Source organism: Pseudomonas sp. MWU13-2105 (assembly GCF_023242315.1).
Lineage (GTDB): Bacteria > Pseudomonadota > Gammaproteobacteria > Pseudomonadales > Pseudomonadaceae > Aquipseudomonas.
On sequence record NZ_JALLIY010000005.1, the window covers coordinates 107,972 to 125,655 of the forward strand.

Below are 17,684 nucleotides of genomic sequence, written 5' to 3' on the forward strand. Positions count from 1 at the left end.
CGCACGGCGCAATATTGGCTACTTGCCATTATTCAGGAGGACCCGCTCGCCGTACAGCTGAGCGCCCTGTGAAGACCGACCAACGGCACGCTTTATGCGGGATGCGCAAGCGAGACCACCTCGACATCATTAGACCCGCCGGTCACCTCAACGAGGATAGTCGATCATGGGGGAGTCGCTCCGCTCCTGGAACTTGATCAGCACCCTTGCGCGGGAAACTCACGTTTGACCCGCTCGATATAACGCGCCACGGCCGGGGCCTTTTCGAAGCGCCGATGGATCAGCGACAACCAGGAACTCGCCGCGCAGCCGTGGATCGGTCGATACACCACATTCGGCAGGTTCACATGCCCGATCACCGACTCAGGCACCACCGCCACGCCCTGGCCCAGCGAAACCGCCGCGATCACCGCCACCAGCCCGCCAGGTTGTGGCCCCAGCTTCGGCGCATAACCGCCCTCGGCGGCGACCTGCAGGGTGCCACTGATCTGCTCCGGGAGGATAAAGGTTTCGTTCTGCAAATGTTCGGCAGTGATCTGTTTCAAACGACACAACCAGGCATCGTCCGCCACGGCCAGCACAAACCCCTCGGCATTCAGGCGCACCGCGTCCACGCTCTCGGGCAAGGACATCGGCGAGCGCACATAACCGATATCGAAACGGCCCTCGGCGATCAGTCCCGGCAACACCGCCATCGGGCTCTCGCGCGTCGTGAGACTGACCTCGGCGAACTCCCGGCTGAAGGCCTTGACCTGACGCTGCAACACTCCGGAGTACACCGCCGACGCCACATAGCCGAGTTCGATATGTCCCACTTCACCGCGCCCGGCCCGCTGCGCATTGCGCTGGGCGAACTCGAACTGGCGCACCGTCGCCTCCGCTTCCGGCAGCAACGCCGCACCGGCTTCAGTGAGGCTGACCTCGCGCTGCCCGCGCAAAAACAGCCGGGTGCCGAGAGCGGCTTCCATATCCTGGATCTGTCGACTCAGGGTCGGCGGCGCAATACCCAGCTGCTCGGCCGCCCGGGTGAAATTGCGTTGCCGGGCCACCGCCAGGAAATAACGGAAATGACGAATCTCCATACAGGCATTAGTTCAAAGGTAATGAAGTTCGGAAGCTCACCTAACAAAGCCGCGCGCGACCCACGATAAGCTCTTCTACCGCCACAGTAGAGAGCTTGCACCATGCCCGTCAAATCCGCTGACCTCCTGTCCTATGCTTGCCTGAGCCTGCCACTGGCGGCAACGGCCGATTCATCCCCCAACATTGCCCACAAGGCAATCCTGGATCCGGAGCTGCCCCGCACGCGGTTCAAGGACGCCATCGCCGCCCTGCCGTCGCAGGCCCAGCCATGAGCCGGGTCAGCCCGCGCTTGACGCTGCTGACCGCTTCCGGCGTCTGCTCGCTGATTGTCCTCGACACCAACATCGTCGCCGTCACCCTGCCGAGCATTGCCCGCGACCTGGGGGCCAACTTCGCCGATATCGAATGGGTGGTCAGTGCCTACATGCTGGCCTTCGCTGCCCTGCTGCTGCCGGCAGGAAGCATCGCCGACCGCTTCGGCCGGCGTAAAACCCTGCTCTGTGGCCTGACCCTGTTCATCCTCGCCTCGCTGGGTTGCGGCGCGGCCCCTGACAGCCTGTTCCTCGATATCGCCCGCGCCATCAAGGGCGTCGGCGCCGCGCTGCTGCTGACCTCCGCCCTCGCCTCCATCGGCCACGTCTTTCACGACGAGGCCGAGCGGGCCAAGGCCTGGGCGTTCTGGGGCGCGTGCATGGGCGTGGCCATGACCGCCGCTCCGACGCTTGGCGGGCTGATTACCCAGTACCTGGGCTGGCGCTGGATTTTCTACCTCAACCTGCCAGTGGGCCTGTTGCTGATGGCGATGGTCCGCCACGCCGTGCCGGAGTCCCGCGACAGCCTGGCGGCGCGCCTCGATCCCTGGGGCAGCCTGGCCTTCAGCGGCGCGCTGCTGTGCCTGATCTGGGGTTTGATCGAAGCCAATCGCATCGGTTGGAACAACCCGCTGACCTACGCCCGACTACTGGGAGGCGCCGCGCTGCTGGGACTCTTCGTGTTTATCGAACAGGTACAGCAACGGCCGATGGTCGACCTGCAACTGTTCCGTCATCCACGATTTATCGGCGCCTTGCTGGGGATGTTCGCCTATGCCGGCTGCGCCCAGGTGATGATGACCCTACTGCCATTCTATCTGCAGAACGGCCTGGGCTTTTCCGCCGTGGCTTCAGGCCTGGGCATGCTGCCGTTCGCCCTGGCCATGCTGATCTGCCCACGCGTCGGTATTCGCCTGGCCTCGCGCTTTGCCCCGGCGACAATGATGGCCTGCGGCCTGACCCTGGTCGGCTGCGGCAACCTGTTCAGCGCCTGGGCGGTCGGCAGCGGCAGTTATCTGCCGTTCGCCCTGGCGATTACCGTGACCGGTGCCGGTGCCGGCTTGCTCAACGGCGACACCCAGAAGAACATCATGGCCTGCGTGCCCCGGGAACGGGCCGGCATGGCCTCGGGCATGAGCACCACCATGCGTTTCAGCGCGATCATGCTGACCATCGGTGTGTTCGGTGCCTTGCTCGCCAGCCATACCGAGCAATTGCTCCAGGCCAGCCTCGGCGCGCACGCCGCGCCTTGGCTCGATCAGGCCCGGGCGATTGCCTCGCGGGTGGTCGCCGGTGACATGCCGGCGGCCATGGCAACGCTGCCGGAATCAGCGCGCGAGGTGGTCCAGCCCCTGGCCCGTGCGGCCTTCGTCGGCGGCTTTGGCACGGTGCTCTGGGTCGCGGGGTTGCTGGCATTGTCGGGAGCCTTGGTGGTGGGCAGTCTGATGCGCCACCCCCTGCCCGTCAGCCGACCCTATTCGTTGGCCGGGGAATAAACCCGTACGGGGCTCGTCGTACGGGCACTGAAATTATTCAGCAGCCCAAATGAGCGCCCCATCATGAAAAATGTCCTGATTACCCTGACCCTGATCGCCATGAGCAGCATTGCCAGCCTCGCCAGCGCCGCTGAGCAGGACAACCCCAAAGTCGAGGATTACCGCTATTCGACTCACCTGGATGTCGCCAAGGTCCTCGCCACTTCGGACACCCAATACTGCGGCATCGGCCCACGGGAAATGACCTACGAAGACCATCAGGGCACGGTTCACACCCTGCGTTACCAAGCCTTCGGCAACTATTGCAACAACGAAAATTGACAGGCCCCTACAGTGGCGGCCTTGGTTGCGGGGACTGGATCGACGCCAGTACCCGCTCGGCATTGTCCGAGCAACTGACCCCCTCGGGCCGGTTGCGGATGCTGTTGACGATCCCCAGCAACTGCAACTTGCTATGGGCCAGGCGCGCCTGCATGGCTTCGATCTGCTCGATCTTGCGCTCCAGACTGTCGACCATGACCTCATGGCCCAAGCCCCCGGTCTCGGCCACCGGCACCAAGGCCCGCAACTCCTCGAGACTGAAACCCGCCTGCTGTGCGCATTGAATGATCGACAAGGTCTGCAATACCTCGACCGGGTACTCACGGTAGCCGTTGGCCTGGCGCTGCACCTTGCGAATCAATCCCTGGGCTTCATAGAACCTGATCTTCGACGCCGCCAGGCCACTGCGCAGGGCCAGTTCACCGATCTTCATAAAAGGCCTCGAATGGACGCTTGACATTAAAGTTAAGTTTAAGCTTAGCCTGAACTCCCCACTGCCCCGGAGTCAAGCATGTCACCCTTTCAAGCGTTGCTTCTGCCCAATGGCGTCCAGATCCCGAATCGCATCGCCAAGGCCGCCATGGAAGAGAACATGGCCGACCTGGATAACGCGCCTTCCGCTCAACTGATGGAACTCTACCGTGCCTGGGCCGACGGCGAACCGGGTTTGCTGCTGACGGGTAACGTGATGATCGACCGTCGCGCCATGACCGGCCCAGGCGGTGTGGTGCTGGAAGATGAGCGGCACCTGGATAAATTCCGCCAGTGGGCCGCCATCGGCCGGGCCAAGGGCGCGCAGTTCTGGATGCAGATCAACCATCCCGGGCGCCAGACCATGGCCAATCTCGGCCAGACCGCCTGGGCACCGTCCGCGGTAGCGCTGGACCTGGGTGGGTTCTCGAAGATGTTCGCCGAGCCTCGGCCCATGAGCGAAGCCGACATCGACGAGGTGATCGGGCGTTTCGCCACCAGTGCCCGTCTCGCCGAGCAAGCGGGCTTCAGCGGGGTGCAGATCCACGCCGCCCACGGTTACCTGATCAGCCAGTTCCTCTCGCCGCTGAGCAACCGGCGCAGCGACCGCTGGGGCGGCTCGCTGGAAAATCGCGCACGCCTGTTGCTGTCGGTGGTCACGGCGGTCCGGGCGCTGGTCTCGCCGAGCTTTTGCGTGGCGGTCAAACTCAACTCGGCGGACTTCCAGCGCGGCGGCTTCGACGCCGACGATGCCCGCCAGGTGATCGAATGGCTCAACGATTTGCCGGTGGACCTGATCGAACTCTCGGGCGGCAGCTATGAGGCCCCGGCCATGCAAGGCGAAGCACGGGATGGCCGGACCCTGGCGCGGGAAGCTTATTTCATGGAAATGGCCGGCGAGTTGGCGAAGGTAGCAAGAATGCCGGTGATGGTCACCGGCGGCATCCGGCGCTTGCCCATCGTCGAGCAGGTGCTGGACAGCGGCATCGCCATGGCCGGTATCGCCACTGCGCTGGCGGTGGATCCGTACCTGCCCCGGCACTGGCGCGAAGGCCGCGACAGCCATCCGCAACTGCCGCCGATCCTCTGGAAGAAAAAGCCGCTGGCAGCCTTGGCGAGCATGGCGGTGGTCAAGTTCCAACTGCAGCGCCTGAGCAAGGGCAAGCGCCCTCACCCCGAAGTTTCGGCGGCGTGGGCGCTGCTGCTGGATCGGTTGTTTATCGGGCGGCGGACGAAGCAGTATCGCGCGGCGATGAAAAACCTGAGTACCTGATCGCGTTAGCGCCCGGAAAACCGCAACCGCGACAGCATTCTCAAATCACCCTCCTTGTAATACCCATCGCTCCAGCTGTTGTCCGGCGACAACGGCTGGACCTGCTTGAGTTCCAGCTTCTTCGCGTAATAGCGGAACCGGTAATGCTCGTAGAAGCGCAGGATTTCCAACCCATAACGATCAGCCAGATCGACGTCGCCACGGATCACCAGGTAGTTCTCGTCATTGCCGTCGCTGGCGCCGACACTGAGATTGTGGCTGCCGCTGATAATGGTCGGGGCATCGGTGGTGAAGTCGGTGACGATGGCCTTGGTGTGCACCAGCAGGTTGCCCTTCTGGCCCAGGAGACCTTCCTTGATCCACCCCTCCAGACCGGTATTGAGCAACGCCGTGGCGACGAAATCGTCGGTACGGTCGGCGTGAATCCCGGAGATGCTGCTGGCGGTATTCTGCAGGCCGAAACGCAGCACATCGTCATGGGGCTTGCCGAGCAAGGCGTCGAGGATTTCCTGGGGCAAGGCGAAGGCCGTGGCGAACAGCACGTCCTTTTGCGCCGCGGTAATGATCTGCACGAACTCCTTCAGATCGCCCTGGCCGGTACGCGGGGAAAACCCGACGAACAGCGGCTGGCTCGGGTCCATGGGATTGTTCTGGGTAATCCATTTGCGAGTCGCCGCCACATCCGCCGGCGCGGCCCAGATCTCCTCGAAGACCTGGGTGTACTCATTGGCCAGCCGGCTGTCCTCAAGCACATGCACCACATTGGCCTGGCGATACACGCCGTTGGCGGTGAAGTTGGTACTGCCGCAGAGCACCGCTTCAGGCCGGTACTCGCCACCGGCATCACGTTGGCTGAGAACGATGAACTTGTCATGGAAGATATTGCTGGTGACCCGCCCGCGCTTGCTCTCGGCCGGAATCGGCGCCAGGCTCTGCTCGTTCAGGGTGGTGTCCTCATCACCGACCTTGGCGTGGTACAGCACGCGAATCCGCACACCGCGCTGCTGCGCCGCATTCACCGCATCGACAATCGCCTGCAACTGATACTCGTAGATGGCGATATCCAGGCCCCACTGCGCATCCGTCGCCCGGGCGATAAAACCGAGCAGTTCTTCCAGCAGGCCGTTTTCCAGCCACAGGCGCGCGGCAGCGGGCCAGGCCTCGATGGGCAGGTTTTTCTGGGTGGTGATCAATTTGTCGAGGTCGGGAAACTTGCGTTCGAAACCCTGGCTGGCCGCCACCGCACGGTTGAAGATCACCCGTTGGCCCTTGGGCAGGCCATTGTCGGTGGTCACCGTCAACGCCAGTGACTCACCCAGTTGCGGGGCATCAGGCGTGCCGTAGGCCAGGTACACCCGATAGTTGCAGGTGCTCCCGGGCTCGACGTTGTAATCGGCCCAACGAAATTTCTGCAACGGCGCCAGATTGCTCGGGGTCGCGTGGTACTGGGGGAAGGTATGTGCCTTGCCGGGGAACGTCAGGCTGTTGAACAGGAACTCCCAGGGCTGGGTGCCCTCCTGGCGTTCGATGGCAAAACCGAGCAGGCCGGCCCGCCGCGACTCGGCAAGGTCGATGGCCAGTAACACACCACTGGTCCCGGCGTAGGCCTTGACCCGAAAATCGTCCTGGGCATTGCTCTGAAGTACGCGCATGCATCACATCCTTGGGAAGTCCGCTGAGGTATTCGAGCGTAGCGAATTTTTATGACGCCAGGCGATTAACGTGCCGGCCTGCAACATGAAATTTTCCACCCGAGGTTTCTACCGCGCTACCTTGATCGGCGATAAGCGCCGGGTTAACGTCTACGCCCGAACCAGAGAGGACATGCCATGGAATCACCCTTGCACCCCAGCGTAGGGCCGGCCCTCAGCTTCAATGGCGGCTTCGTCGACACCCTGGGCTTCCTCGCCTTGCAGGGTCTGTTCACCGCCCATGTCACCGGCAACTTCGTCACCCTGGGCGTGAGCATTGTCCATGGCACCTCCGGCGCATTGCCCAAGCTGATCGCGCTGCCGGTGTTCGTGCTGGTGGTGGGGCTGACGCACCTGGCCGCGGTGGCCATCCATCAACGAGGACTGGCACCGCTACGTCTGCTGCTGGTCACCCATACCCTGTTGCTCGCGGCTTTTGCCTTGCTGGCGATTCTCTGGGGCCCCTTTACCGACGGTGACAGTACGACAGCGCTGATCACCGGCATGACCGGGGTCACCGCCATGGCCATCCAGAACGCGATTTCCCGCCAGCATATGAAAGGCACCCCGCCGACCACGCTGATGACGGGCAACGTCACCCAGTTCGCAGTCGATGCGTTCGCCCTGTGGACCGAGCGCGACATACAGCAACGGGCAATCATCAAACAACGTCTGAAACCGATTTGCTCGACACTGCTGGCCTTTGCCTCAGGCTGCGTCAGCGCCGCCTTGCTCTATCTGGCCTGGGGCTTATGGGCGCTGATCCTGCCGGTGGTGGTCGCCGTGGGCGTCTGCCTGGGTGTCTACCGCGGCGACCGGCTCAAGCCGTAACTAGCGCCTGCTCCTCAGTGCCCGTGCGCCGCTGGATGAGTGTGAGCCTGCAATGAATCGGGCACCCCGGTACGAACCAGCCCGCCCTCTTCGATCCAGGCGCAGGTTTGCTCATAGGCACGCTGCAACAGGGCGTCGGTCTGGCTGAAGTCAAAGACCGAGATCCCCAAGGGGCACAAGGGCGCTACCACGTGAATACCTGCCCGGTGCGCGTAGAGCTCGATGTCACGCACCAACTGCCGCATGCTCATCAGGTTCAACGTGTGCAGTGCCAAGGCCACCAGGCCGGCAGGCGGTTGCGGGCAGGCGCAGCCGAAACCCGTCGGCACCACCACGATGCGGTTGGCACCCAGGTCGACCGCACTGGCAATCGGTGTATTACTCGCCACGCCACCGTCGATCAACAGCTTGTCGCCAATTCTCACACAAGGAAATACCAGGGGGATCGCCGCGCTGGCCAGCAGCGCCTGCTCCGCACTGCCGCTGGACAATAGCTCTTCAGCCCCCGTCAGCAGGTTGGTGGTGACGATATGCAGTGGCAGCACCGTGTCTTCGATCCGTGCCACGGGCAACGCTCGCTTGACCAGTCGCTCCAGCGCCGTGGCCTGCAACAGAAAGCCGCGCCGATTGATCAGTGCCCCCAGGGTGTCGAGCAACGACAAGGGAAACACATCACCTTTGCGCAAACTGCGCCAGAAATCCGCCAGCTCCGCCACACCCTGTGCGGTCGGCCGCGCGGCAAAGTAGGCGCCGTTGATGGCTCCGACCGAGGCGCCGATCACCAGATCGAAGCTCACCCGGGCTTCCACCAGGGCCTTGAGCATACCCACTTGGACAGCGCCGAGGCTGCCGCCTCCAGCGAGCACGAGGGCAGTTTTGACAGCATGCATGGCAGGCCTCGCTCGTACTCAATGACCGTCATACAGGAGCATAGCTGGCAGCTTGAAACACAACGAGATAGCCAACTAGTATTCGGTCAGGACTCCAGTACTTGCACGCGAACGGAGACCGTGGCCCCTTCCTCTCCTTGAAATCGCATTGCTCATGAAGTTTCAAGATGCCAGCGTGTCCAACGCAGTGACCCGCCCAAGCGATAGGAGCTGCCAAGTTTCCTCACCGTATCAAAAGGACAAGATCAATGAAGCTTATCGGTATGCTGGACTCTCCCTACGTGCGTCGGGTCGCCATTACCCTCAAGCACCTGGGCATCGCCTTCGAACACCAGTCGATCTCGGTGTTTCGCGACTTCGAGCGCTTTGCGCAGATCAACCCGGTGGTGAAGGCCCCGACCCTGGTTTGCGACAGCGGTGAAGTGTTGATGGATTCCGGGCTGATCATCGAGTACCTGACGCTGATCGCCGGCCCTGGCCCGACCTATGCCAGCCTGGCCGAGCAGGTGCGCGGGCTGCGCCTGACCGGGCTGGCCCTGGCGGCCTGTGAAAAATCGGTGCAGATCGTCTATGAGAAGAACCTGCGCCCGGCGGAAAAACAGCACGGGCCCTGGCTCGAACGGGTTGCTGGCCAACTGCACGCCGCCTACACGCAAATCGAGCACGAACTGGCGCGCCAGCCGCTGCCGCAGAACGGCACGATTCATCAGGAAGGCATCAGCCTGGCGGTTGCCTGGAGCTTCAGCAAGATGATGCTCCCCGAGCAATGCCCCGCGACACGCTATCCGCATCTGCAACAATTCACCGCTTATGCCGAAGACCTGGAAATATTCCTGAGCACCCCGGCAACCTGATTCCCTCCACCCTTTAATACGTTCTTGCAGCGCCTCGGCGGTCAGTGAGCCGACCGCCGAGGCGCAGCCATAGTGGCAAACTGGCATTTCGCCAAAACTCGACAATACTTGGCGCGAACGGACTTTTTCAGTTGTTCTTTCTCCTCGAAATGGAGTTCGCCATGAAGTCGCAAGAACTGGAACTTGACGTGGCCGTGGTCGGCGGCGGCGTCTCAGGCACCTACAGTGCCTGGCGCCTGCAACAGGTCCATGGCGATACGCAAAATATCGCCCTGTTCGAATACAGCGACCGGATCGGCGGACGCCTGTTCAGTATCAATCTGCCGGGCCTGCCCAATGTGGTTGCCGAAGTCGGCGGCATGCGCTACATCCCCGGCCCCGACGGCCACGTGCTGGTGGACAACCTGGTCAAGCACCTCAAGCTGCCCAGCCAGGATTTCCCCATGGGCGCACCGAAGCCGGTCTATTCGAAGAACAATCTGTTTTACCTGCGCGGCAAGCGCTTCCGTTATCGCGACTTCGTCGAAGCCCCGGAAAAGATCCCCTACGACCTGGCCTGGTCCGAGCGCGGCTTCTGCCCCGAGGACCTGCAAGTCAAGGTGATGAACTACGTGTACCCGGGTTTCGACAAGCTCAGCCTGTGCCAGCAGATGCAGGTCACGGTATTCGGCAAGGAAATCTGGCGCTATGGCTTCTGGGACCTGCTCTATCGGGTGATGAGCAACGAAGGTTACCAGTTCATGAAGGACGCCGGCGGCTACGACGCCAACGTCGCCAACGCCAGCGCCGTGACCCAGTTGCCCGCCACCGAGTACACCGACACCACCGAGTTCCTGACACTGGCCAAGGGTTTCCAGAGCCTGCCCCTGACCCTCGCGGCAAAATTTGCCAAGCTGCCAGGCAAACTGCCAGGCAAGCAACGGGTGCAGATGAACCAGCGGCTGACCGCCATCACCTACGCCAAGGACGCCGACTTTCCCTACCGCCTGCACTTCCAGACCACCACCACGGAGGACGGCAGCACCCGCGACAGCGGCGGCCAATCGGTGGTCAAGGCGAAGAAAATCATCCTGGCCATGCCACGCCGCGCCTTGGAACTGATCGATTCGGAATTTTTCAGCGATCCCTGGCTCAAGGACAATCTCGGCTCGGTACTGGTGCAATCGGCGTTCAAGCTCTTCCTTGCCTATGAACAGCCCTGGTGGCGCTCCCTCGGGCTGGTGGCCGGGCGTTCGGTGACCGACCTGCCGGTGCGGCAGATCTACTACATGGGCACCGAATGCGAACAGCAAGGCGGCGAGCCGACGCTCAACTCGTTGCTGATGGCCTCCTACAACGACATCGGCACCGTACCGTTCTGGAAAGGCCTGGAAGGTGGCGCGCCGTTCGTTGGCCACACCCCCGCGAACCTGGCCGGCCTGCTCAAGGCCGAGCCGGTGGTGCCCAGGACCCAGTTCAGGGTCAGCGACGAAATGGTCCGGGTGGCGCAGATGCAGGTCACCCAGGTCCATGACCAGGTGGAACTGCCGCGTCCCTATTCGGCGGTCTATCACGCCTGGGACGCCGACCCGTACGGTGGCGGCTGGCATGAATGGAAAGCCAATTACCGGCTCGACCAGATCATCTGCCGCATGCGCCGGCCAGTGGAAAACCAGCAGATCCATATCGTCGGCGAGGCCTACTCCTATGGCCAGGGCTGGGTCGAAGGCGCCCTGACCGTGGCCGAATCGACACTCCAGGACTTCTTCGGGCTCAAGCGTCCGACCTGGTTATCCAAGCACTACGCCCTGTTGCCGGTGCCAACCCCCGACGGCTGTGCCCTGGAACCGGGCCAGCGCCCAGCCTGCAAGGATTGCGCGAACACATTGAATGAAGTGACGCAATTTGCCTACAAGGGGATCGACCATGGCAATACGTAGAGACTTTACTGTCGCTGACTACCTGCTGGCGCGGCTCCTTCAACTGGGAGTGCACAAGGTGTTCCAGGTCCCCGGCGATTATGTGTCGGGATTCATGGACGCCCTGGAGAAATCCACCGATATCCAGCCGGTCGGCGAAGTCAATGAAATGAGCGCCGCCTATGCCGCCGACGGTTATGCCCGCTACGCCGGGATCGGCGCGGTGTCGCTGCAATACGGTGTCGGCACCTTCAGCGCGGTGAACGCCATTGCCGGCGCCTATGTCGAGCGCAACCCGGTGGTGGTCATCAGCGCCAGCCCGTCGGCGAAGAATCGCCAGATCATCTGGTCCGCGGACGTCCTGTTCCACCACTCCACCGGCGACCTGGAAGTCGGGCGCAAGGTATTCGAGAACATCACCGTCGCCTGCGAGCTGCTGGACGACAGCCGTACTGCGCCGGCACTGATCGACCGGGCGCTGGTTGCCGCCATCAGCCAGCGCCGGCCGATCTATCTGGAAGCCTGGCAGAACGTCTGGGGCGAACCCTGCGAGGAGCCCGTCGGCGAACTCTCTGCCGTGCCGGCCGCCTGTGACCTGCTGTCGTTGGACGCGGCGGTCGAGACCTCGGTAAAACGCCTGCGCGAAGCGAAAAAGCCGTTGATCATGCTCGGCATCGAGATTGCCCGTTTCGGCCTGCAAAAGCAGGCGCTGCACCTGATCGAAGCCAGCGGCCTGTCGTTCACCACCTCACTGGAAGCCAAGACCGTTGTCGACGAAAACCACCCGCAGTTCATCGGCACCTATGCCGGTACTGCCTCACGATTGTGGACCCAGGAACTGGTGGACCAGACCGACTGCATCCTGGCCATCGGGGTCATCTTCACCGATGACTACCTGCAACTGCTGAAAAAGGATTTCGGCCAGATCATCCTGGTCAACACCCAGCTGGCCCGCACCGGGCTGCAGTATTACCCGCATGTTCCGTTGCCGCAGTACCTCACCGCGCTGACCAGCGCACTCGGCCTGGACGACGACTTCCCGCTCCCCTTGCGGCCACGCGAGCCGCTCTCGCCACTGCTCAGGACCAGCGCCGCGGACACGCCGCTGACTTACGAACGCTTCCTCGACACCCTCGCCGACTTCGCCCGCGAACAACGCCTGTGGGACAACAGTGCGCTGATCCTCGGTGAAAGCTCGGCGTTGTATGCCGCCAGCAATATCATGGGCATGCCGGAAAACAGCTTTGTCGCCGATGCCATCTGGGGCTCCCTTGGTCACGAGACCGGTTGCGCCCTGGGTGTGGCCCTGGGCGGCCAGCGCCGGCCGCTGGTGGTCGCCGGCGACGGCGGCTTCATGATGATGTGCCAGTCGCTGTCGACCCTGGTGCGCAATCGCGTGAACGCCGTGGTATTCGTCATGAGCAACGAGGTCTATGCCATCGAGCAAGCCTTCGTGAATATCAACGCGTTCAAGGAACACGGTGAGTTCGCACCGTTCGACATCCTCCCCGGCTGGGACTACCTGGCCCTGGCCAAGGGCTTCGGCGCCAAGGGCTACAAGGTCTCGACCCTGGGTGAGTTGCGCGAACTGCTGCTCAAACTGCTGGTGATCGACGAGACCGTGCTGGTCCAGGTGGTCATCCCGCAAAAGGACCTGGCGCCACAGATCGAACGACTCGCGTCCTGAAGGAGCATTCATTACATGGCTGTATTGCGTCTTGCTGTCGCTGCCCTGCTACTCACCGGCCTGTCCGTGGCCCAGGCCCATACCCATGGCGCCGAAACGGCCGAAGGTCCGAAGCGTTTCACCCCGGTCTCGCCCGACACCCCGTACCTCGACGTCCTGCACCAATGCGTCAGCCAGCAAGACACCGACCAGGGCCAATTGCTCTCGGGCCTGGGCGGCACACGCTACCCGATGGTCAGCCTGAAGGATGCCGCCCAGGTCGAAGCCTTCTATAGCCAGGGCATCGCCCTGCAATATGGCTTCAACTTCTCCGAAGCGATCCGCGCTTTTTACCAGGCCAGCCGGTTCGACGAAGGCTCGGCGATGCCTTATTGGGGCATTGCCTTGTCGGCCAATTCCAATATCAACAGCGACGCCACCCCCGGTTGCGACCAACTGGCCTATCGCTCGGCACAGATCGCCCTGGAACATGCCAATGCCCGCCTCAAGGACCCGGACGCCAAGGCCCGCTTCAGCGAAGCGCAACTGCAGCGTGAAGTCGATTACGCCAAGGCGTTCCTGAGCGCCTACACCCTCAAGGACGGCAAGGTCAGCCTCGACGATGAAGGCAAACGGCACTACGCCGACGCCATGAAGGAGCTGTCGCAGACTTATTTCGACGACCTCGATGCCGCCACCCTCTACGCCGACGCGCTGCTCAACCTGACCCCGTGGAAATGGTGGGACGGCGAGGCGGCGGTATCCAATGAGGTCCAGCCGACACCGGCGGCCTATGAAGCGCTGCAGGTGCTCAACCGCGTGCTGGTGCAGGACAAGCAGCATACCGGCGCCAATCACTTCTATATCCACGCCATCGAGGAGTCACCGTTCCCCGACAGCGGGCTGCCCATGGCCAATCGCTTCCGCGACCAGAACCCGGCCATCGGGCACCTGGTGCACATGGCCTCGCACATCTACCAGCGCACCGGCAATAACGCCCTGGCCAGCGTCGCCAACTACACGGCGGTCTCGGTGGATCGCGCCTATGCCCATCAGGTCGGCCCGCAGAGCCCCTACCCGCTGCATTACCTGGGCCACAACATTCACTTCCTGATCTGGACCCTGTCCATCGAGGGCCGCCAGAACGAAGCCATGAACATGGCTGAGGAACTGGTGGAAAACACCACGCAGTATTCGGCGCTGGAGTTCCTCTGCCGGCAGTACCCCGACGAGATCCGCACCAAGTCCGACTACTTCTATGCCGTGCCCTATTACTTCGCCGTGCGTTTCCAGGACTGGGCCGCGCTGGCGCGTATCGAACCGAAGATCGAGCAAGGCCTGAAGACCATCAACGATACCTGCAGCCAGGCCGACAAGGATTGGCAGCCATTGACCGCGCCGTATACCCGGGTCATGGCCGCCTATGCCAAGGCCTATCGAGAACTGGCCCGGGACGGGCTGGACAACGCGGCCGCCAACGATGCGTTGAAAGGCTACTGGCAGGCGGTGACGGGCACCTTGAAAGCCACACCGGATCTGAACTACGGCAACAACAAGGCGACGGAATTGTTCCGCATCGCCAATCTGATCCTGCTGAACAAGGCCCAGGACAGCAGCCATGGCAAGCTCGACCTGGCGTCACTGCGGGAAACCGGGGCGAAGGTCTTCGGCAAGGATCCTTCGCAAGCCCTGGCCACCGATCTCAAGTCACTCCAGGGCAATAACCAGGAACAGATCATCGGCGCCTGGCGCAAGGCGGTCGCCATCCAGGATGCCTTGAACTACAACGAGCCACCGGACTGGTATTACACCTTGCGTGAATCCCTGGGCTACGCGCTGCTGGCCCAGGGCAAGGCGAGCGAAGCCGAAAGGGTTTTCCGTGAAGACCTGGCGGGCAATCGCCTCAGCGGTCGTTCGCTCAACGGGCTGAAACTCAGCCTGCAACAGCAGCCGGGCAAGCCAATACCGGCACGGCTCGACGAACAACTGCAGAATGCCTGGCGCAACGCGACCATCAGTGCCGCGCCGGACTGATCAACGTGAAAAGCGCAACCGGAATGGCCAACGCCATTGCGGGACCCGGTTGCGCTGCAAGCGTTCGAGGACCATCCAGGCCATGGTCAACAGCATCAGCAACAGGTGTCCCTGTTCGGCCAACATTGGCAATAGCATCAATGCCCAGCATGAACCCACGCACCAGGCGCCACTGACGACACCATACTTCAGGCAATCCCTGAAAAAGCCGAAACCGAACGCGGAAATACGCGGTTGATGATGACAGCGGTTCAGGCACCGTTGCTTGGCGGGCGAAGCCTGCCAGAGCAAACAGATCAACAAGCCGCCGATCAGGGCCCGCGACGGCTCGCCCCCCAGCAGCACCCGGGCACCCACCGTCATTGCCAACAACCCCGCTCCCGCCAGTATCCAGACACTGCCGAAACCAACCACGAACAGACCCAACGCCTGCCAGCGCCGTCTCGACAGGCTGACTCGCCACAGATGCTCCAGGGGATGCGCCAGCAGCAAGGGCATCATCGCCAGCAGCATCAGTGTCCAGCCCCCCAACAACGCCAGCGGGGGATTGAACAGCAATGCCTGTTCAATCCCCTGCAGGCTCGCGGTATAACCCGGCGGCGGCCAACTTCCGCAGAACGCCGGAACGGAGAGATCCCTCACTCCGCCTGCCAACCAGCCCCACCCGACCAGACTGATCAGAGTCAGCCATCGCCGTGAGCCCTGGATCAGCGCCGCGACCAGAAAGTAACTCGGCATCCCCTAGCTGCCCAGACGGTAGATGCTCACCCGACCGATCGTGAACTGATCGGCCGGTACAACGGTCGACACGGGGATAAAACGAACCTTCAACTGAGACAGGTCCTGTACCCCTTCCAAGTGCAGCGCGTCGATGATGTGGGTGATTTCCAGCACCTGACCAACGCCGTTACCGCCATGATCGCCATCCGGTTTACTGGCCTTGCGCACACCGAACAGCGCGAGCGTGCCTGCCAGCAATTGCGGATAACTGGCCGGATCAACGCCATCGGGCAGATTGATATAGACATGAAACACCGCCGAATCACTTTTACCGCGAATGTTTTCCATATTGAGAAACACGCGATCAGGGAGCTGGGGATCTGCGGATAGCCCGGCGACCTTCAGACTGGTGAACACTTTGCTCGAGGCGAGCTTATCCAGTTGAACCGGCGTTTCGACGCTGCCACGGCTCAAATCGACGGATGTCTGGCTAGCCCCGATCAGTTCGGCCGCGTCAGGTTCTCTCATCGCCAGCAACCTCGTGTGTTCGACGCTCAGCCCCTTCGCGGCGATCCCGAGGCGCAACAGGCGCTGTCTGACAGGCTCGACGCTGGATATAGGGTCCGAAGTATCCTCATAGATATAGTCGAGCCTGGGGGCCAGCGTGTCGACCATATCGCCAGCCTTGAACGTCCAGGGAGTACCCTCCACGGTCGGCATGATAAACACCAATCCGGGTATCACCGGGCCGTTGTACCAGGAAGGCAGGTCTGGATTCTGATGGTCGGGATTTCGCTTGCGCCAAACCTCCCACAAACGGTCGATGTTGGCATGATGAGCCCAGAAGATCGGGTCGAGGGCCGCCGTATCGGAGTCCCCCATCAAGCCATAGATCTTCGGATCAACCCCTTCTGAACCGCCGACAATGTTATGCACCACGTTGTGAGGCTGTTTCTCCAATCCTCCGGCCCCGGGATGATCGTGCGCGGACTTCGGCTCGGACCCACCGAAGCCTGCGGGCACACCATCGTATCGACCTTCGAATACAGGGTCGATCAAGGCCTTCAAGGCAATATCCACGGGATTGAGTTCGGTACCGAAGCGGCGCTCGACAAACAGTGGGTTCGGCGTGCCGTCGGGCAGTGTCCGGGCACTGAAGCACGCCGGAACTTTCAGGCTCTGAGTACTCTCATTGTAATTCCAGTAGGGAAACGCCCATTCCTTTGGTCCACCGAGCCCGACAATCGCCGAGCGTAGAATCTGCTCGACTGCGGCGGTATAACCCCGATGCCAGGGTAGGAAAAACCAGGTCGAGTGCTGGCATTGCCCCCAATAAACCGACTGTTCCTTCTCCGACGGCAATGCTTCGTCTTCCGTCAGATAGCCCGCGTCAATCCATAGATCCTTGTCGAAACCGTGGATCGCTGCCAGATACCGCCAACTGGTGGGATCTGCAATCGGGCGTTTCTTCAACTCGGCGACCCCGCGTGCATACCACAGCAGAGTCTCGCTCCAGTGCTCCCCCAACTTCTCTATATCAAGACGTACATGTGCCATGTTCGATCTCCCTGATAACTGATAGTCCATCGGGCCGGGGACTTGCGGGCCCGAAGGCAACAGTAGATCAGGTGATATCAATTTGCCTTGAGACCGTCTCCCCAATAGACAGACGGTCTCTGTTTTCCTGGCACATCCCCTCCTTTCAACAAGGGGCAGAGCGTGTCGGGCTTAGCCCGGCATGCACTGGAAGTCGCCCGTTTCGGCGACTTGCTTGCCATGGGAATCCATCAGGCGGGCGTTGACTTCCTGGCCCAGGCTCGATTCCACCAACTTGTAGTGCTCACCGGCCTTGAACTGGTTATAACTGACTTCTCCCGAGCAGTCCTGCTGGTTGCCATCGCCCCACGGCATTTCCACCAGCATCACGTCCAGCTTGTGGGCGCCAGGTGGCACTTCGAAGAAACGGCCGTCGTCGATTTTCTTGCCATCGACCTTCTCGGCAAGCATGTCGTTCGGCGCTTCATCCTGCAGACCGATCCAGGCCTCGCTCGGATCAGCCTTTGGCATGGGACCGGCACACGCGGACAACAGAAAGGCCAGGCCCAGGGTTGGCAGCAGCATCAGGGGTTTGAATGTCATGGTGTT

16 protein-coding genes are annotated in these 17,684 nt (G+C 62.1%); 9 read left to right on the top strand and 7 right to left on the bottom strand.

From position 1 onward, the window contains the following. Positions 1 to 197: 197 nt before the first annotated feature. Entirely contained in the window at positions 198 to 1,082 is an 885-nt protein-coding gene (locus M5B96_RS08615; protein WP_248796260.1) for a LysR family transcriptional regulator, read from the bottom strand. A 102-nt stretch (positions 1,083 to 1,184) separates the two neighbouring features. On the opposite strand from M5B96_RS08615, the gene M5B96_RS08620 reads away from it, so the two are divergent. The 3 genes from M5B96_RS08620 to M5B96_RS08630 all read left to right on the top strand — a co-directional run bounded on the left by M5B96_RS08620 (position 1,185) and on the right by M5B96_RS08630 (position 3,211). After that, positions 1,185 to 1,355 carry a hypothetical protein gene (locus M5B96_RS08620; RefSeq protein WP_248796261.1) on the top strand — a complete coding sequence of 57 codons (171 nt, stop codon included), beginning with the start codon at positions 1,185 to 1,187 and terminating at the stop codon, positions 1,353 to 1,355. After that, positions 1,352 to 2,890, top strand: a complete 1,539-nt coding sequence (locus M5B96_RS08625) for an MFS transporter (RefSeq protein WP_248796262.1) — start codon at positions 1,352 to 1,354, stop codon at positions 2,888 to 2,890. The genes M5B96_RS08620 and M5B96_RS08625 overlap by 4 nt, the downstream gene beginning before the upstream one ends. Before the next feature lie 63 nt (positions 2,891 to 2,953). After that, positions 2,954 to 3,211, top strand: coding sequence for a DUF2790 domain-containing protein (locus M5B96_RS08630; protein ID WP_248796263.1), 258 nt, complete (start codon positions 2,954 to 2,956; stop codon positions 3,209 to 3,211). A 7-nt stretch (positions 3,212 to 3,218) separates the two neighbouring features. Here M5B96_RS08630 and M5B96_RS08635 read toward each other — a convergent pair whose 3' ends face one another. Continuing rightward, positions 3,219 to 3,644: a MerR family transcriptional regulator gene (locus M5B96_RS08635; RefSeq protein ID WP_248796264.1), complete on the bottom strand. Its 426-nt coding sequence runs from the start codon at positions 3,642 to 3,644 to the stop codon at positions 3,219 to 3,221. A 78-nt stretch (positions 3,645 to 3,722) separates the two neighbouring features. Here M5B96_RS08635 and M5B96_RS08640 point away from each other — a divergent pair, with 78 nt between their 5' ends. After that, the gene (locus M5B96_RS08640; protein WP_248796265.1) at positions 3,723 to 4,955 is read left to right on the top strand and encodes an NADH:flavin oxidoreductase/NADH oxidase family protein; all 1,233 of its coding nucleotides are present in this window, start codon (positions 3,723 to 3,725) and stop codon (positions 4,953 to 4,955) included. Positions 4,956 to 4,960: 5 nt separating this feature from the next. Here the strand turns inward: M5B96_RS08640 and M5B96_RS08645 are convergent, their stop codons facing one another. Then, on the bottom strand, positions 4,961 to 6,607 hold the full coding sequence (locus tag M5B96_RS08645; protein ID WP_248796266.1) for a phospholipase D-like domain-containing protein: 1,647 nt from the start codon (positions 6,605 to 6,607) through the stop codon (positions 4,961 to 4,963). A gap of 177 nt (positions 6,608 to 6,784) precedes the next feature. On the opposite strand from M5B96_RS08645, the gene M5B96_RS08650 reads away from it, so the two are divergent. Beyond that, a complete protein-coding gene (locus M5B96_RS08650) occupies positions 6,785 to 7,477 on the top strand; it encodes a YoaK family protein (protein ID WP_248796267.1) in 693 nt (230 codons plus the stop codon). Positions 7,478 to 7,491: 14 nt separating this feature from the next. Here M5B96_RS08650 and M5B96_RS08655 read toward each other — a convergent pair whose 3' ends face one another. Then, entirely contained in the window at positions 7,492 to 8,367 is an 876-nt protein-coding gene (locus M5B96_RS08655) for a patatin-like phospholipase family protein (RefSeq protein WP_248796268.1), read from the bottom strand. A 248-nt stretch (positions 8,368 to 8,615) separates the two neighbouring features. Between M5B96_RS08655 and M5B96_RS08660 the strand changes: the two genes are divergently transcribed. From M5B96_RS08660 to M5B96_RS08675, 4 genes are all read left to right on the top strand, one after another. Continuing rightward, the gene (locus tag M5B96_RS08660; RefSeq protein ID WP_248796269.1) at positions 8,616 to 9,221 is read left to right on the top strand and encodes a glutathione S-transferase N-terminal domain-containing protein; all 606 of its coding nucleotides are present in this window, start codon (positions 8,616 to 8,618) and stop codon (positions 9,219 to 9,221) included. A gap of 161 nt (positions 9,222 to 9,382) precedes the next feature. Continuing rightward, on the top strand, positions 9,383 to 11,140 hold the full coding sequence (locus tag M5B96_RS08665; protein WP_248796270.1) for a flavin monoamine oxidase family protein: 1,758 nt from the start codon (positions 9,383 to 9,385) through the stop codon (positions 11,138 to 11,140). Beyond that, a complete protein-coding gene (locus M5B96_RS08670) occupies positions 11,127 to 12,806 on the top strand; it encodes an alpha-keto acid decarboxylase family protein (protein WP_248796271.1) in 1,680 nt (559 codons plus the stop codon). Before M5B96_RS08665 ends, M5B96_RS08670 begins: the two co-directional genes overlap by 14 nt. Positions 12,807 to 12,821: 15 nt before the next feature. After that, complete coding sequence (locus M5B96_RS08675) at positions 12,822 to 14,819, top strand: hypothetical protein (RefSeq protein WP_248796272.1); 1,998 nt, start codon at positions 12,822 to 12,824, stop codon at positions 14,817 to 14,819. Here the strand turns inward: M5B96_RS08675 and M5B96_RS08680 are convergent, their stop codons facing one another. The 3 genes from M5B96_RS08680 to M5B96_RS08690 all read right to left on the bottom strand — a co-directional run bounded on the left by M5B96_RS08680 (position 14,820) and on the right by M5B96_RS08690 (position 17,678). Beyond that, entirely contained in the window at positions 14,820 to 15,557 is a 738-nt protein-coding gene (locus M5B96_RS08680) for a DUF2182 domain-containing protein (RefSeq protein WP_248796273.1), read from the bottom strand. It lies immediately after the preceding gene. Between the two features lie 3 nt (positions 15,558 to 15,560). Further along, entirely contained in the window at positions 15,561 to 17,096 is a 1,536-nt protein-coding gene (locus tag M5B96_RS08685; protein WP_248796274.1) for a tyrosinase family protein, read from the bottom strand. 171 nt (positions 17,097 to 17,267) lie between these two features. Beyond that, on the bottom strand, positions 17,268 to 17,678 hold the full coding sequence (locus M5B96_RS08690; RefSeq protein ID WP_248796275.1) for a hypothetical protein: 411 nt from the start codon (positions 17,676 to 17,678) through the stop codon (positions 17,268 to 17,270). Between the last annotated feature and the right edge of the window lie 6 nt (positions 17,679 to 17,684).

Bases quoted from the DNA above. Each gene is read 5' to 3' on its own strand.
- M5B96_RS08675 (WP_248796272.1), top strand. From the start codon at position 12,822: ATGGCTGTATTGCGTCTTGCTGTCGCTGCCCTGCTACTCACCGGCCTG.
- M5B96_RS08645 (WP_248796266.1), bottom strand. From the start codon at position 6,607: ATGCGCGTACTTCAGAGCAATGCCCAGGACGATTTTCGGGTCAAGGCC.
- M5B96_RS08635 (WP_248796264.1), bottom strand. From the start codon at position 3,644: ATGAAGATCGGTGAACTGGCCCTGCGCAGTGGCCTGGCGGCGTCGAAG.
- M5B96_RS08650 (WP_248796267.1), top strand. From the start codon at position 6,785: ATGGAATCACCCTTGCACCCCAGCGTAGGGCCGGCCCTCAGCTTCAAT.
- M5B96_RS08655 (WP_248796268.1), bottom strand. From the start codon at position 8,367: ATGCATGCTGTCAAAACTGCCCTCGTGCTCGCTGGAGGCGGCAGCCTC.
- M5B96_RS08670 (WP_248796271.1), top strand. From the start codon at position 11,127: ATGGCAATACGTAGAGACTTTACTGTCGCTGACTACCTGCTGGCGCGG.
- M5B96_RS08660 (WP_248796269.1), top strand. From the start codon at position 8,616: ATGAAGCTTATCGGTATGCTGGACTCTCCCTACGTGCGTCGGGTCGCC.
- M5B96_RS08690 (WP_248796275.1), bottom strand. From the start codon at position 17,678: ATGACATTCAAACCCCTGATGCTGCTGCCAACCCTGGGCCTGGCCTTT.
- M5B96_RS08665 (WP_248796270.1), top strand. From the start codon at position 9,383: ATGAAGTCGCAAGAACTGGAACTTGACGTGGCCGTGGTCGGCGGCGGC.
- M5B96_RS08640 (WP_248796265.1), top strand. From the start codon at position 3,723: ATGTCACCCTTTCAAGCGTTGCTTCTGCCCAATGGCGTCCAGATCCCG.
- M5B96_RS08620 (WP_248796261.1), top strand. From the start codon at position 1,185: ATGCCCGTCAAATCCGCTGACCTCCTGTCCTATGCTTGCCTGAGCCTG.
- M5B96_RS08615 (WP_248796260.1), bottom strand. From the start codon at position 1,082: ATGGAGATTCGTCATTTCCGTTATTTCCTGGCGGTGGCCCGGCAACGC.
- M5B96_RS08685 (WP_248796274.1), bottom strand. From the start codon at position 17,096: ATGGCACATGTACGTCTTGATATAGAGAAGTTGGGGGAGCACTGGAGC.
- M5B96_RS08625 (WP_248796262.1), top strand. From the start codon at position 1,352: ATGAGCCGGGTCAGCCCGCGCTTGACGCTGCTGACCGCTTCCGGCGTC.
- M5B96_RS08680 (WP_248796273.1), bottom strand. From the start codon at position 15,557: ATGCCGAGTTACTTTCTGGTCGCGGCGCTGATCCAGGGCTCACGGCGA.
- M5B96_RS08630 (WP_248796263.1), top strand. From the start codon at position 2,954: ATGAAAAATGTCCTGATTACCCTGACCCTGATCGCCATGAGCAGCATT.